The organism is Micromonospora sp. NPDC002717, from assembly GCF_040295705.1.
Classification (GTDB): Bacteria; Actinomycetota; Actinomycetes; order Mycobacteriales; family Micromonosporaceae; genus Micromonospora.
The window spans coordinates 124,341-137,701 of record NZ_JBEOVW010000011.1 but is presented as its reverse complement, the minus strand read 5'-3'; the positions used below and the strand labels follow the sequence as shown (position 1 = coordinate 137,701).

Sequence of the window (13,361 nt, the reverse complement as noted above, 5' to 3'; positions counted from 1 at the left end):
CTCCTCCCACACCCCGCTGCCCGGCCACGGCTCAGGCCGTCCGGGTCTCGTCCGAGGCCCCGCTCCTTCATACCCCGGGACCCGGCCGCGGTTCGGTGGACGCGACTCCACGCACTTGAGCGGTCGCTCAAGCGTGAGGTACCGTCCACCTTGAGCGACTGCTCAAAATGGGGAGGCTCCAGTGCGGGCTGTCTATGTCGAGGCGCTGATCGCCGCACCGGTCGAACGGGTGTGGTCTGCGACGCAGGACCCCACGGCGCATCGCCGGTGGGATGTCCGCTTCAGCCGGATCGACCCGGTGCCGGGCACCACGCCCGCCCGGTTCCGCTACTCCACCACCGTGTTGCCCGGGGTGCGGATCGGCGGCCACGGCGTGCACGCCGGTGAGCGGACGCGACCGGACGGCACGTGCACCTCGGCCCTGCACTTCGGCTCCGACGACCCGCGTTCGCTGATCGCGTCGGGCTCCGGCTACTGGCGATACGTGCCAGGCCCGGGCGGGGTGCGCTTCCTGACCGGCTACACGTACGCCACCCGCTGGGGCCCGCTGGGCCGGCTTGCCGATCTCGTGTTCCGCCCGCTGTTCGGCTGGGCGACCGCGTGGTCGTTCGACCGGCTGCGGCTGTGGCTGGAGCACGGCGTGCCCCCGGAGCGCGCACAGCGCAACGCCGGGCGGGAGCTGGCCCTGCGGGTGCTCGCGGTGACCGGCGTCGGCGCGCTGGTCGCGTCGGTCACCGACGGGTCCGCGACCGCGGCCGGTGCGGTGCTCGCCGCGTCGGTGGTCGTGCTGGCGCTGCCTCCCCGTCTCCATACCCCGGCCGCCCGCTGTCGACGCCGGCCGCCGGACCGTCTCGCCGCCCGTCCACCGTCCGTCCTGGAGAAGCTGTGACCTCCGTCTTCCAGCGCGCCCTGGGCGCCAACTTCGGCCGACTGCACCCGCAGTTGCAGCGCCGCTTCGGCGTCGACGGCGACACCGACGTGGGCTGCGTGGGCACCGGCATCATGGACCGCCTCTGGCGGGGGCCCGCCTTCACCGCGCCGTTCCTGCGGCTGGGCGCCCTGCGGCACATCCTGTTCCCGGAGACCGGCGTCGGCATTCCGTTCACCATCGAGAACTACGCCTACGCCGACTCGTACCACCGACCCACGCTGACGTTCGTGCGGACCTTCCAGGTGTCGACGCACCGTCGCCGCCGCTTCGACGCCACCATGGTCTACAGCCCGCAGCGCCAGGTCCTGGTCGACTACCTCGGCACGCACCAGCACCTCGCGGTCGACCTGCACCTGGGCGTCGACGCGACCGGCGCGCTGACCATCCGCAGCGGTGCCCAGCGCTTCCGCGGCGGGGTGCCCTGCCCGGCGGTCCTGACCGGGCAGGCGCACCTACGGGAGTGGTACGACGACCACCACGGGCGATTCGGCATCGAGGTGCGGGTGAGCAATCCTCTCGTCGGGCCGCTGTTCGGATACTCGGGCAGCTTCACCGTCCAGTACGTCCGTTCCGGCCGGGCACCGGTGCCGGCAGCCGTGCGGCCGCTGCGAGAGAATCCCCGCCACTGACGAAAGGACAGCCATGGCCGCCACCCGCCAAAAGCTGATCGACGGCGCGCTCGCGGCGATCCGCACCCACGGCATCGCCGGCGTTTCGGCCCGCACCGTCGCGGCGGCGGCCGGGGTGAACCAGGCCCTGGTCTTCTACCACTTCGGCAGCGTCGACGCCCTGCTCGCCGAGGCCTGCCGCAGCGCGACAGCGGCCCGCGTCGCGGCATACCGGGAACGCTTCGCGGAGGTACGGTCGCTGCGCGAACTGCTCGACCTGGGTCGTGCCCTGCACGAGCAGGAGCGTGCCGAGGGCAACGTGGCGGTCCTGGCCCAGTTGCTCGCCGGCGCCCAGACCGACCAGCGGCTCGCCGAGTCGACGGCCGCCGCGCTCCGAATGTGGACGGCCGAGATCGAGACGGTGCTGCGCCGGGTGCTGCGCGACTCACCGGTCGCCCCGGTCGCCGACCCGGCAGGGCTGGCGAGCGCGGTCTCGGCCGCGTTCGTCGGCCTGGAACTCTTCGAGGGGGTCGACCCCACCGGCGCACGGGACGCCTTCGACGCGCTGGAACGCCTCGCGGTGCTGATGGAGGTCGTCGAGGATCTGGGCCCGGTGGCCCGCCGGGCGCTGCGCGGCCGGCTGCGCGCCCGCGGCTGAAATCCGGTCCGGGGCTGAGGACGCCGCGGCCGGCCTCCGACAGGGCCGAGGACGGCAACCGGGCCGGGTCGCTGTGGAGCGGGTCGTGATCGACACCGGCTCCACAGCGACCGAGAACGGCCTACGGGGTGAGCCGGTGCAGGTCGCGGGGGAAGGCGGTCACCTCCCGGACGTTGGCCGCGCCGGTCAGCCGGGCCACGAAGCGTTCCAGCCCGATGGCGAAACCGCCGTGCGGCGGCATCCCGTGCCGGAACGCGTCGACGTAGCCGGCGTACGGCTCGACGGGCTCGCCGCGGGCCGCGAGCGCCGCCAGGTAGTCGGCGTGCCGGTGCAGCCGCTGCCCGCCCGTCACCAGCTCCAGCCCCCTGAACAGCAGGTCGAACCCGTTGGAGTACGCGGGCCGCGCCGGGTCGGGATGGGTGTAGAAGGGCCGCTTCGCCATCGGGTAGCCGGTGACGAAGAGGAACTCGGAGCCGTGCTCCCGCCGCGCCCACTCCCCCAGCGCCCGCTCGTGCGCCGGGGCGAGGTCCGGCTCGTCGGCCGGCGCGCCGGCGATCTCCAGGGCCTCGGTGAAGTGCACGGCGGGGATCTCCGCCGGCACCTCGGGGGCCTCGACGCCGAGCGTGGTGAGCGCGGAGCCGGCCCGCGCGCGTACCGCGTCGAGCATGCCGGCCACGGTGTGCCGCAGCACGGCCATCACGTCCCGGTGGTCGGTGACGAAGCCGAGTTCGGCGTCGAGCGAGGTGTACTGCGCCAGGTGCCGCACCGTGTCGTGCGGCTCCGCCCGGAACACCGGCCCGACCTCGTAGACCCGCTCGAAGACACCGACCATGAGCTGCTTGTAGAACTGCGGCGACTGGGCCAGGTACGCGGGCCGGCCGAACCAGTCCAGCGCGAACACGTTCGCCCCGCTCTCGGTGGACGAGCCGACCACCTTCGGCGTGTGGATCTCGACGAAGTCGCGGGCGTCGAGCGCGGCGCGGAAGCCGGCCACCGCCGCCGCCGAGACGCGCAGCGCCGCCGAACGGGTCGGGTGACGCAGCGCCACGGGCGCGTGGTCGAGCTGGGTGGGCAGGCTCGCGGTCAGCGCCGGCCGGTAGAGGTCGAACGGCGGCGGCACGGCGGGTGGGCCGAGCGGTCGTACGGTCGGCTCGGCGACCTCGACCCCGGCGGGAGCGGTCGGGTTCGCGACCACCGTGCCGGTGACCTCGACGACGGTCTCCTCGGTCAGTTTCTCCAGGTCGGCGCGGACGGCCGGGTCGGCGACCACCACCTGGGCGAGGCCGGCCGCGTCCCGGACGATCAGGAACGCCACCGACTTGAGCAGCCGGCGGCGGTGCACCCAGCCCGCGATCCGGACGGTTGCGCCGACATGGGCGGAGAGCTGGTGGGAAAGGATGCGTTGCACGGCGGTTACCTCCTCGATCAATCGCAACGCGATCCCCGGGAGGTGTGGGCGAGCGGGAACCTCGCGGTGCCACCACACCTTCGCCCCCGCTGACGGGGGCCTCGTTCGTCGCCTTTTCACCGGGGCCAGCCGGGCGGGCTCTACTTGGCGCGCACACGCCGTTCTTCCCGCAGCTCGGGAGGGTCTTCGCGGTCCGGCGCCAGACCGCCTCACAGCAACCGGCGGCTCTCTCGGCTGGCGGATCGGGCCGCTACTCGGCTCCGTCACAGCTCTGCCGGGAACCGTAGCACCCCGCCGACGCCTGCTGTGACGCGATTTTCCCGCCTCCGGTGTCCGGCGTCACAAGGCTTCCGGCGTGACGCCGGTCGCCCGCGGTACATCGACGGCGGCCGTCGGGCGTAGGCTCGGTTTCGTGACGATCGAGCACTCCGCGCCGACGACCGGCCAGGTAGCGCGCACCGCGACGCCCGCCCCCGAGGGGCGGCGTCTGCTCCGCATCGAGGCGCGCAACGCCGAGACGCCGATCGAGCGCAAACCGCCGTGGATCAAGGTCAAGGCCAAGATGGGACCGGAGTACACCCAGCTGCGCGGGCTCGTCTCGCGCGAGGGGCTGCACACCGTCTGCCAGGAGGCCGGCTGCCCCAACATCTACGAGTGCTGGGAGGACCGGGAGGCCACCTTCCTCATCGGTGGCGACCAGTGCACCCGGCGCTGCGACTTCTGCCAGATCGACACCGGCAAGCCGGCCGAGTTCGACGCCGACGAGCCGCGCCGGGTGGCCGAGTCGGTGGTCTCGATGGGCCTGCGCTACGCGACCATCACCGGCGTGGCCCGGGACGACCTGCCCGACGGCGGCGCCTGGCTCTACGCCGAGACCGTCCGGCAGATCCACGCCCTCCAGCCCGGCTGCGGCGTGGAGCTGCTGATCCCCGACTTCAACGCGGTCCCCGAGCAGCTCGCCGAGGTCTTCGGCGCCCGGCCGGAGGTGCTCGCGCACAACGTGGAGACCGTGCCGCGGATCTTCAAGCGGATCCGGCCGGCGTTCCGCTACGAGCGCTCGCTGGACGTGATCCGGCAGGCCCGCGCCGACGGGCTGGTCACCAAGTCCAACCTGATCCTGGGCATGGGCGAGGAACGCGCCGAGATCTCCCAGGCGCTGCGTGACCTGCACGACGCCGGCTGCGAGCTGATCACCATCACGCAGTACCTGCGCCCCTCCCCGCGGCACCACCCGGTCACCCGCTGGGTCAAGCCGGAGGAGTTCGTCGAGCTGCGCGAGGAGGCCGAGGAGATCGGCTTCGCGGGCGTGATGAGCGGGCCGCTGGTGCGCTCGTCGTACCGGGCCGGCCGGCTCTACCGGCAGGCGCTGGAGGCCCGCGAGGGCACCCAGGTCACCGCGGGCTGACCCACCCCGGCCGGCGCGCCGGCACCGCCGCACGTCGCGACGAGCCTCCGCCCCTCGGGCGGCCCTCGATCGAGGGTCAGCGGGGGGCGGTGGGCTCGCCGAGCAGGCCGAGGCGGTGGGCCAGCGCGGCGGCCTCCACGCGGTTGCTCACGTCGAGCTTGGCGATGATCCGGGAGACGTGCACGCTGGCCGTCTTCGGCGAGATGAAGAGCTGCTCGGCGATCCGGCTGTTGCTGTGCCCCTGCGCGACCAGGCGCAGCACCTCCCGCTCGCGCAGGGTGAGCAGGTCCGCGCCGGGGCGGCCCCGGGTGGCCCCGCGCAGGCCGACCCGGCGGGCCAGCGTGGCGGCCTGCTCCGCGAGCGGCGCCGCGCCGAGCCGGTCGGCGATCGCGGCGGCCTCGCCCACCGCCGCCGCCACCTCGTCCCGCTCCCCCGCCGCAGCCGCCGCCTCGGCGAGCGCCAGCAGCGCGCGTCCGAGCGGGTACGGCTGCCCGTCCGCCCGCCACGCCGCGACCGCCGCCCGCCACGCCGCAAGCGCCTCGTCGCCGGCCGCCAGGAGGGCGCCCACCTGGGCGGCGTGCGCCCGCTCGGCCGGGCAGCGGGCCGGCAGGCCGGCGGCGAGCGCGGACACCGCGGCGGCCAGCTCGGGGTCGCCGGCCCGGGCGGCCGTGCGGGCGACGGCGCTGAGCACCGGCCAGCCCTCGCGGGGCAGCTGCGGCAGGCGCTCGTCGGCCAGCGCCGCGTGGGCCGCGCGTACGGCCTCGGCGCGGTCGTCGGCCGCCAGCGCCGCCTCGATCCGCAGCTCCCGCAGCGGCAGCCGGTGGTTCGGCCACAGGTAGGGCCGGGCCAGGAAGCCGAGGGCGCGGCCCACCAGCTCGTCCGCGGCGGGGTGGCCCCGGGCCAGCCGCAGACCGGCGCGGAGCTGGAGCCAGTGCAGCCCCGAGACGCCCGGCAGGTCGATCCGGGCGGCGTCCGCGCAGGCGGCGTCGGCCTCGTCCCAGCGGCCCAGGGCGATCAGCGCCTCGGCCTGGTTCGACAGCAGGTAGGCGCCGGTGGAGCGGCTGATGCCGACCCGCCGCGCCTCGGTCACCCCGGCGGCGGCCGCGTCGGCCGACTCGGCGTACCGGCCCAGCTCGAAGAGCACGTCGGAAAGATGGACCAGGGCGCTCACCAGCGCCGGCGCGTTCCCTGCCGCGCGGGCCCGTTCCTCCACCCGGCGCAGCTCGGCCAGGCCGAGGTCGACCGAGGCCGCGGTGCGGCAGAGCAGCACGATCCGGGCCGGCAGCAGCCCCAGGTCCTCGCCGAGCGCCTCGGCCGCCGCCGTCGCCTCGGCCGCGAGCGCGTCGGCCTGCTCGGGGTCGATCCTGATCAGGTGCGCCGCGATGTCGGCGAGGAGCCGGACCCGCTCCGGCCCGTCCGGCACCCCCGAGGCCAGCCGGTACGCCTCCCGCAGCTCCGTCGTGCCGTCGCTCTTGCCGAGCATGGCCAGCATCCGGCCGCGCCGGTCCAGCAGCCGCGCGGCGCGCAGCGGCTCGGCGTCGGTGTCCACCTCGGCCAGGGCGGCCCGGGTGAGGGTGAGCGCGCGCTGGTAGTCGCCGGCGGTGGTGGCCGCCGCGATGGTCTCCTCCAGCACCGCGAGGTGGTCCATGTCGAGCCGGTCGGCCGCGTCGGGCACCAGCTCCCACAGCTCCAGCACCCGCTCCAGCAGCCGGCTCTGCTCCGCGTACGCGTACCGGTCGGCGGCGGCGCGGGCGGCGGTGCGGGCGGTCACCAGTGCGCGGGGGTGGTCGTGGGCGGCGTACCAGTGGTGGGCGATCTCGGCCGGGGCGCGACCGGCGACGACCAGGTGCGGCTGCGCCTCGATGGCCGCCGCGAAGCGGGCGTGCAGCCGGGCGTGCTCACCGGGCAGCAGCTCGTCGTGCACCGCCTCGCGGACCAGGGCGTGCCGGAACTCGTAGTCGCCCTCGGGGTCGGCCACGACGAGCTGGGCGGCGACGGTGGCGCGCAGCGCGTCCTCCAGCTCGGGCTCGGGCAGCCCGGCCACCTCGGCGATGAGCTGGTGGGCGAAGCGGGTGCCGCCGGCCGCCGCGATGCGCAGCACCCGCTGGGCCGGGTCGGGCAGCCGGTCCACTCGGGCCAGCAGCAGGTCGCGCAGCGTCTCGGGCAGCGCGGCGCAGCCGACCGGGCCGCCGGCCGCGGCCAGCTCCTCGATGAAGAACGGGTTGCCCTGGGTGCGGTCGTGGATGTGGTCGACCGCCCGGGCGAGCGGCTCGGCGCCGAGCAGGTCGGCCAGGATCGCGCCGGTGCCGTCCCGGTCGAGGCGGCCCAGCTCGATCCGTTCGACGCCGCGGGCCCGGTCCAGCTCGGCGAGGAAGGGCCGCAGCGGGTGCCCGCGGTGCAGCTCGTCGGTGCGGTAGGTGCAGACCAGCAGCAGCCGGGCGGTGCGGGCGGCCCGCACCAGGAAGGCGATGAGGTCGCGGGTGGACCGGTCGGCCCAGTGCAGGTCCTCGATCACCAGCACCAGGGGCTGCCCGGCGGCGAGCCGCTCGAACAGCTCGGCGACCAGGTCGAACAGGTAGCCGCGCGGGGCGTCCGAGACCGGCGCCGGGGCGGGCGCGGCGACACCGACCGGCCCCCGAGCCAGCTCCGGCAGGAGGCGGGCGAACTCCGCCTCGTACCCGTCGAAGACGCCGGGGCCGTCGCGGCGCAGCACCGCGCGCAGCGCCGCCGCGAACGGCGCGAAGGGCAGGCCGGCCTCGCCGAGTTCGAGGCACTGGCCGACCAGCAGGCGGGCCCCGGCGTCGGTGGCCGACCGGCCGAACTCCTCCGCCAGCCGGGTCTTGCCCACCCCCGCCTCGCCGCCGACCAGCACGGTGGTCGGCTCGCCGGCGCGGGCCCGGGCGAGGGCGTCGCGCAGGGCCGCGAGTTCTGGCTGTCGGCCCACGAGGACGGTGCTGGCGGCGCGTGCGGTCACGGCACCGAGCATGCCACGCCCCTCGCCGCCCCCGATTCCGCTGACCGGCCGGCCGGCGACCGACGGCCCGGCCGTCGCCGGGGCGGGCTGCCCGCCGGACGGCGGAGCGGGCCCGCCGGACGGCGCGGGCCCTGGCGGGGCGCCGGCCCCCGCCGGCACGGTGGCGGTCCCCGGCGGGAGGGTGGCGCCCCTCGACGGGTCGGTGGCGGTCCCCGGCGGCACGGTGGCGACTCTCGACGGGTCGGCGGCGGTCCCCGGCGGCACGGTGGCGACTCTCGACGGGTCGGCGGCCCCCGGCGGCACGGTGGCGGCCGCCGGGGGCGCGGGGGCGCTCACCGGCGGACGTCGCCGGCGCGGCCCGGATGCTGCCGCCGGCCGAGCCAGCCGCGCGTGGAGCGGCGTGGCAGGGCGCGGGCGAGCCGGTCGGCCGCGGCCTCGGCGCGCAGCTCGGCGGCGTACGTACGGTGGATGGAGAGGATGAAGTCCGCGTCGGTGCCGAACATCTCGGGCTCCCTGAGGTCGTCGTCGCTGTCGACTCTGACTCTCCGCGCGAAGGTGCCCCCGGGGCATGGGTGCGCCGCCTGATCTTCGCCCGCTCCCCCGCCTTACTCCCGACCGCTGGGGGCGGTACGGCGGCGTAAGGTACTCAGCCCGGCCGCGGGTGATCGCGGCGTGCGGCGACCACTAGACTCAGCGGCATGGCAAAGCCCCAGGAGAAGGTCTCGTTCGGCCAGCGGCTGAAGCAGATCGGGATGGTGTTCAAGTTCACCGCCAAGCAGGACAGGTGGTTCGCGCCGCTGGCCGCCGGCGCGGTGCTGATCCCGCTCGCGCTCACCGTGGTCGCGGTCCTGCTCTGGGGCTGGATCTGGCTGCCGCTGGGCATCCTGCTCGCCCTGCTCTGCCTGCTGATCGTGCTCAACCTGCGGTCCAACCGGGCGATGATGAACGCGGCCGAGGGGCAGCCGGGCGCGGCGGCCCAGATCATGGAGAGCATGCGCGGCGACTGGCGGGTCACCCCGGCCGTAAGCTCCACCACGCAGATGGACATGGTCCACCTGGTCATCGGCCGGCCCGGCGTGATCCTGCTGGCGGAGGGCAACCCGCAGCGGGTGCGCGGTCTGCTCGGCCAGGAGAAGCGGCGGCTTGCCAAGGTCATCGGCAACGCACCGCTGCACGACTACGTGATCGGGCAGGAGGAGGGCCAACTGCCGGTCCGCAAGTTGCGGATGACCCTGATGCGGCTGCCGCGCACGCTCAGTGGCAAGGACGTCAACTCCCTCGACAAGCGGCTCAAGGCGCTCACCGCCCGCCCGCAGATGCCCAAGGGCGCGATCCCGAAGAACATGCGACCCCCGCGCGGCGCGTTCCGCCAGTCGCGCGGTCGCTGACCCACCGGGACGTACGCAACGAGAGCCGGGCCCTGTCGGGCCCGGCTCTCGCGTCTCTCCCCTCCCTCCCCGTTTCCCGCTCCTCGGCGATCTTGCGGTTTCGGCCCTACCGCTACCGCCGATGCCCCGTACGTCCGGGCAGGAAGTGCAAGATCGCGGGAGGGAGGCGGGACGAGCGGGAGGTCAGGGGCGGGGGGCGTCGGTGACGACCGAGCCCACGAGGCGGTCGTGCAGGCCGCGGCGGTGGTTGTCCATCAGCAGGGCCGGCACGACGAGGGCGAGCAGCACGCCGCGCAGCAGCGCCCGGACGAGGCCGATGCGCCCGCCGTCGGCCCACGCGACGCAGCGGATCTTCGTGATGAACATGCCCGGCGTCTGGGCGAACAGCCCGAGGAAGAAGCCGTACTCCAGGATCAGCACCAGCACGGGCGCCCACCCGTCGCGGACCGGATCGGCGAAGCCCCGGGCGGCGAGGAGGCAGAGCACCCAGTCGATCACCAGCGCGCCGAACCGGCGGCCCAGGCTGGGCGGGGTGAAGGCGGGATCGGACGCGGGCGGCACGGGGCGGTCAGGCGGGTTGCTCACAACGGTCAAGGGTATCCAGGGCGTACGGGCGGCTCGGGGACGGTCGCCGGCACCCCGGGCGCAAAAAGGGACCAAAGCGAGCAAGTGTCAATACACTGGCACAGCCGGCGGTGTTCCGTCGCCCGCTCGCCCCCGCCGGAGCAGCGCGGATGACGCTCCGCGAGGGACGTAACACGGCAGAAACACTCAAGACATGGCCGGGCAACCACCCGGCCATAGCGTCGCCAAGAGCCTAGCCACCCGTGGACGTGCCAGGAGGACGTGTGTTCGCCAATCCCGAGGAACTCCTGCGATACCTCAAGAACGAGGACGTGAAGTTCGTCGACGTACGTTTCTGTGACCTGCCCGGTGTGATGCAGCACTTCAACCTGCCGGTCGAGTCCGTCGACGACGAATTCTTCACCGAGGGCCTGGCCTTCGACGGTTCGTCGATCCGCGGTTTCCAGGCGATCCACGAGTCGGACATGCTCCTGCTCCCGGACGTCGCCACCGCCTTCATCGACCCCTTCCGGGCGCAGAAGACCCTCGCGCTCAACTTCTTCATCCACGACCCGTTCACCCGCGAGGCCTACAGCCGGGACCCGCGCAACGTGGCGAAGAAGGCCGAGGCGTACCTGGCGGCCAGCGGCATCGCCGACACCGCCTACTTCGGTGCGGAGGCGGAGTTCTACATCTTCGACTCCATCCGCCACGAGACCTCGGCGCACCAGTCGTTCTACTACATCGACTCGATCGAGGGCGCCTGGAACTCCGGCCGCGAGGAGCCGGGCGGCAACCGCGGCTACAAGACCCCGTACAAGGGCGGCTACTTCCCGGTGCCGCCGGTGGACCACTACGCCGACCTGCGCGACAGCATCGTGCGCCGGCTGGTCGACACCGGGTTCACCGTGGAGCGCTCGCACCACGAGGTGGGCACCGCCGGCCAGTCCGAGATCAACTACCGGTTCTCGACCCTGCTGCACGCGGCCGACCAGCTCCAGCTCTTCAAGTACATCGTGAAGAACGAGGCGTGGGCCAACGGCAAGACCGCCACCTTCATGCCGAAGCCGCTCTTCGGCGACAACGGCTCCGGCATGCACACCCACCAGAGCCTGTGGCTGAACGGCGAGCCGCTGTTCTACGACGAGACCGGCTACGCCGGCCTGTCGGACATGGCCCGCTGGTACATCGGCGGCCTGCTGCACCACGCCCCGTCGCTGCTGGCCTTCACCAACCCGACGGTCAACTCGTTCCGCCGGCTGGTGCCGGGCTTCGAAGCGCCGGTCAACCTGGTCTACTCGCAGCGCAACCGCTCCGCCTGCACCCGCATCCCGGTGACCGGCAGCAACCGGAAGGCCAAGCGCGTCGAGTTCCGCGTGCCGGACCCGTCGGCCAACGTCTACCTGGCCTTCTCGGCGATGATGATGGCCGGCCTCGACGGCATCAAGAGCAAGATCGAGCCGCCGGCGCCGATCGACAAGGACCTGTACGACCTGCCGCCGGAGGAGTGGGGCGACGTCAAGCAGGTGCCGGGCTCGCTGCCCGAGGTGCTCGACGCGCTGGAGGCCGACCACGACTACCTGCTCGACGGCGGCGTCTTCACGCCCGACCTGATCTCCACCTGGGTCGAGTGGAAGCGGACCAACGAGGTCGACCCGGTGCGCCTGCGCCCGACCCCGCACGAGTTCGCCATGTACTTCGACTGCTGACCTGAGATCAGGAAGAAGGCCCTGGGTTCGCCCAGGGCCTTCTTTCTTGCCACCAGCGACTCCACGGTTCCACCCGACCGGGCCGGCTCCGCTACTCGCGGGTCAGTGGAACACCATGGGTGTTACCGGAGCTTCTTGACACCCATGGTGTTCCACTCGACGCGACCGATCCGCTGGGCGCGCGGGCGTCCAGGGCAGCGTGGCCGTCCAGGCAGCGTGGGCGGCCAGGGCAGCGCGGGCGACCGCGGCGCGGGAGCGACGCGGGTGGAACGGTTCCTCCGACCGGTCGCGTTACGGCCGCCGGCATACCTTCGCGTCCGTTATATTGCGAGGCGTGGACACTCCGCTACGCGAACCCACCTTCCTGATCCTCACCGCGCTGGCCGGCGAGCCGATGCACGGCTACGGCCTGATCGGCGAGGTCGCCGCCCTCTCCGACGGGCGCGTGGCGCTGCGGCCGGGCACCCTCTACGGCGCACTCGACCGGCTGACGGACGCCGGCCTGGTGGAGGTCGACCGGGAGGAGGTGGTGGACGGCCGACTGCGCCGCTACTACCGCCTCTCCCCCACCGGCGACGCCACGCTGACCGCCGAGACCGAGCGCCTGCGCCGCAACGTCGAGGCGGCCACCGCCCGGCTGCGCGCCCGCGTGGCGAAGGCCCGGCCGGCGGCGCCGCGCGTCGCGGGAGGGCTGGCATGACGAACCTGGAGCGCCGCTACCTGCGCCTGCTGCTCGCCTATCCCGCCGACTACCGGCGGGCGCGCGGCGCCGAGATCGTCGGCACGTACCTCGACCTGGCCGGGCCGGGCCGGCGCTGGCCATCCCCGGCCGACGCCGCGGACCTGCTGCGCGGCGGCCTCCGCCAGCGGCTGCGGGCCGCCGGGGCCGCCGACCTGATCCCGGGCGTACGCCTCGCCGCCGTGCTCGCCTTCCTCACCGCGACCGCGCTGGCGGCGGTCTGGTCGGTGCTGGAACTGCACCCACCACCGGCGAAGTGGGGCGTGCCGAGCGCCGGACCGTTCGTCTCGCTCGGGATCGGGGTGTGGGCCGCCTGGCTGCTCGTCGCGGCGGTGCACGCGGCGGCGCCGGGCCGGTGGACCCGCCGGGGCCTCGCCCTCGCCCTCCTGCTCACGGTCGCGGTCGTGCCGGTCTCGGCCCTCGCCGGCCTGCCCCGCCCGCCGCTGTTCGTGCTGCTGCCGCAGGTCGGGTTGGGGCTGGTGGCGCTCGGCCTGCCCGAGCGGCTGCCGGCGCGGCTCCGGGCGGCTCCCCTGCTCGCCGTCGGCGCCGCCGGCCTCACGGGTGTCAACCTGGTACCCCGCTACGACTTCTACGTCAGCTACTACGGCTGGACGGCGGAACAGATCCTGCCCGGCGCCGCCGTGGTGCTGCTCGTGGTGGTGCTGCTGCTCGGCGCGGGGCTCACCCTGCGGGCCGACCACCGGGGCGGCTGGGCGCTGCTGGTGCTGCTCACCCCGATCGGCCTGCTGTCGGTGCATGTGCTGGCCGGGGCGGCGGACGGTCTGCTGAACGCTGCGCCCCGGCCGGGGTGGACCGCGTTGGCCGCGACGGCCCTCGTGGTCGGGCTCGCCGGCCCCGCGCTGTTGCCGCTGGCGATCGCCCTGCGCCGTCGGGTGCGCGGGCCCGGCCCGGTCGGCCACGGCACCCGCTGCCCAACCTGCGGGGCGCACCGCTGAGCGCACCGTCCCGGTCGACCA

General features: G+C 74.4%; 12 protein-coding genes. 8 read left to right on the top strand and 4 right to left on the bottom strand.

All coding sequences use genetic code 11. The features are described from left to right. The first annotated feature begins 181 nt into the window (after positions 1–181). Genes ABT006_RS18590 through ABT006_RS18580 form a run of 3 tightly spaced genes read left to right on the top strand, consistent with a single transcriptional unit; the run spans position 182 to position 2,197 of the window. The gene (locus ABT006_RS18590; protein WP_350707870.1) at positions 182–889 is read left to right on the top strand and encodes an SRPBCC family protein; all 708 of its coding nucleotides are present in this window, start codon (positions 182–184) and stop codon (positions 887–889) included. Further along, on the top strand, positions 886–1,560 hold the full coding sequence (locus ABT006_RS18585) for a DUF4166 domain-containing protein (protein ID WP_350707868.1): 675 nt from the start codon (positions 886–888) through the stop codon (positions 1,558–1,560). The genes ABT006_RS18590 and ABT006_RS18585 overlap by 4 nt, the downstream gene beginning before the upstream one ends. Before the next feature lie 13 nt (positions 1,561–1,573). Then, a complete protein-coding gene (locus tag ABT006_RS18580; RefSeq protein WP_350707867.1) occupies positions 1,574–2,197 on the top strand; it encodes a TetR/AcrR family transcriptional regulator in 624 nt (207 codons plus the stop codon). A 121-nt stretch (positions 2,198–2,318) separates the two neighbouring features. On the opposite strand, the gene aspS is transcribed toward ABT006_RS18580, so the two are convergent. Beyond that, positions 2,319–3,605: an aspartate--tRNA(Asn) ligase gene (aspS, locus tag ABT006_RS18575; protein ID WP_350707865.1), complete on the bottom strand. Its 1,287-nt coding sequence runs from the start codon at positions 3,603–3,605 to the stop codon at positions 2,319–2,321. 355 nt (positions 3,606–3,960) lie between these two features. Here aspS and lipA point away from each other — a divergent pair, with 355 nt between their 5' ends. Further along, positions 3,961–5,010 (top strand): lipoyl synthase, encoded by a 1,050-nt coding sequence (gene lipA, locus ABT006_RS18570; RefSeq protein ID WP_350707863.1) that lies wholly within the window; start codon positions 3,961–3,963, stop codon positions 5,008–5,010. Positions 5,011–5,086: 76 nt separating this feature from the next. Here lipA and ABT006_RS18565 read toward each other — a convergent pair whose 3' ends face one another. Next, positions 5,087–8,320 carry a helix-turn-helix transcriptional regulator gene (locus ABT006_RS18565; protein ID WP_350707862.1) on the bottom strand — a complete coding sequence of 1,078 codons (3,234 nt, stop codon included), beginning with the start codon at positions 8,318–8,320 and terminating at the stop codon, positions 5,087–5,089. Then, the gene (locus tag ABT006_RS18560; protein WP_350707860.1) at positions 8,317–8,487 is read right to left on the bottom strand and encodes a hypothetical protein; all 171 of its coding nucleotides are present in this window, start codon (positions 8,485–8,487) and stop codon (positions 8,317–8,319) included. Before ABT006_RS18560 ends, ABT006_RS18565 begins: the two co-directional genes overlap by 4 nt. Before the next feature lie 195 nt (positions 8,488–8,682). Here ABT006_RS18560 and ABT006_RS18555 point away from each other — a divergent pair, with 195 nt between their 5' ends. Then, a complete protein-coding gene (locus ABT006_RS18555; protein WP_350679779.1) occupies positions 8,683–9,372 on the top strand; it encodes a DUF4191 domain-containing protein in 690 nt (229 codons plus the stop codon). A 183-nt stretch (positions 9,373–9,555) separates the two neighbouring features. Here ABT006_RS18555 and ABT006_RS18550 read toward each other — a convergent pair whose 3' ends face one another. Continuing rightward, a complete protein-coding gene (locus tag ABT006_RS18550) occupies positions 9,556–9,957 on the bottom strand; it encodes an RDD family protein (protein WP_502891000.1) in 402 nt (133 codons plus the stop codon). A gap of 263 nt (positions 9,958–10,220) precedes the next feature. On the opposite strand from ABT006_RS18550, the gene glnA reads away from it, so the two are divergent. The 3 genes from glnA to ABT006_RS18535 all read left to right on the top strand — a co-directional run bounded on the left by glnA (position 10,221) and on the right by ABT006_RS18535 (position 13,340). Continuing rightward, positions 10,221–11,645, top strand: a complete 1,425-nt coding sequence (gene glnA / locus ABT006_RS18545; protein ID WP_350707859.1) for a type I glutamate--ammonia ligase — start codon at positions 10,221–10,223, stop codon at positions 11,643–11,645. Positions 11,646–11,979: 334 nt separating this feature from the next. Next, complete coding sequence (locus tag ABT006_RS18540; protein WP_350707857.1) at positions 11,980–12,345, top strand: PadR family transcriptional regulator; 366 nt, start codon at positions 11,980–11,982, stop codon at positions 12,343–12,345. Next, positions 12,342–13,340, top strand: coding sequence for a hypothetical protein (locus ABT006_RS18535; RefSeq protein ID WP_350707856.1), 999 nt, complete (start codon positions 12,342–12,344; stop codon positions 13,338–13,340). The genes ABT006_RS18540 and ABT006_RS18535 overlap by 4 nt, the downstream gene beginning before the upstream one ends. The last annotated feature ends 21 nt before the right edge of the window (positions 13,341–13,361 follow it).

Excerpts from the sequence above, each read along its gene's own strand:
- ABT006_RS18580 (WP_350707867.1), top strand. The coding sequence starts at position 1,574 with ATGGCCGCCACCCGCCAAAAGCTGATCGACGGCGCGCTCGCGGCGATC.
- ABT006_RS18560 (WP_350707860.1), bottom strand. The coding sequence starts at position 8,487 with ATGTTCGGCACCGACGCGGACTTCATCCTCTCCATCCACCGTACGTAC.
- ABT006_RS18555 (WP_350679779.1), top strand. The coding sequence starts at position 8,683 with ATGGCAAAGCCCCAGGAGAAGGTCTCGTTCGGCCAGCGGCTGAAGCAG.
- ABT006_RS18535 (WP_350707856.1), top strand. The coding sequence starts at position 12,342 with ATGACGAACCTGGAGCGCCGCTACCTGCGCCTGCTGCTCGCCTATCCC.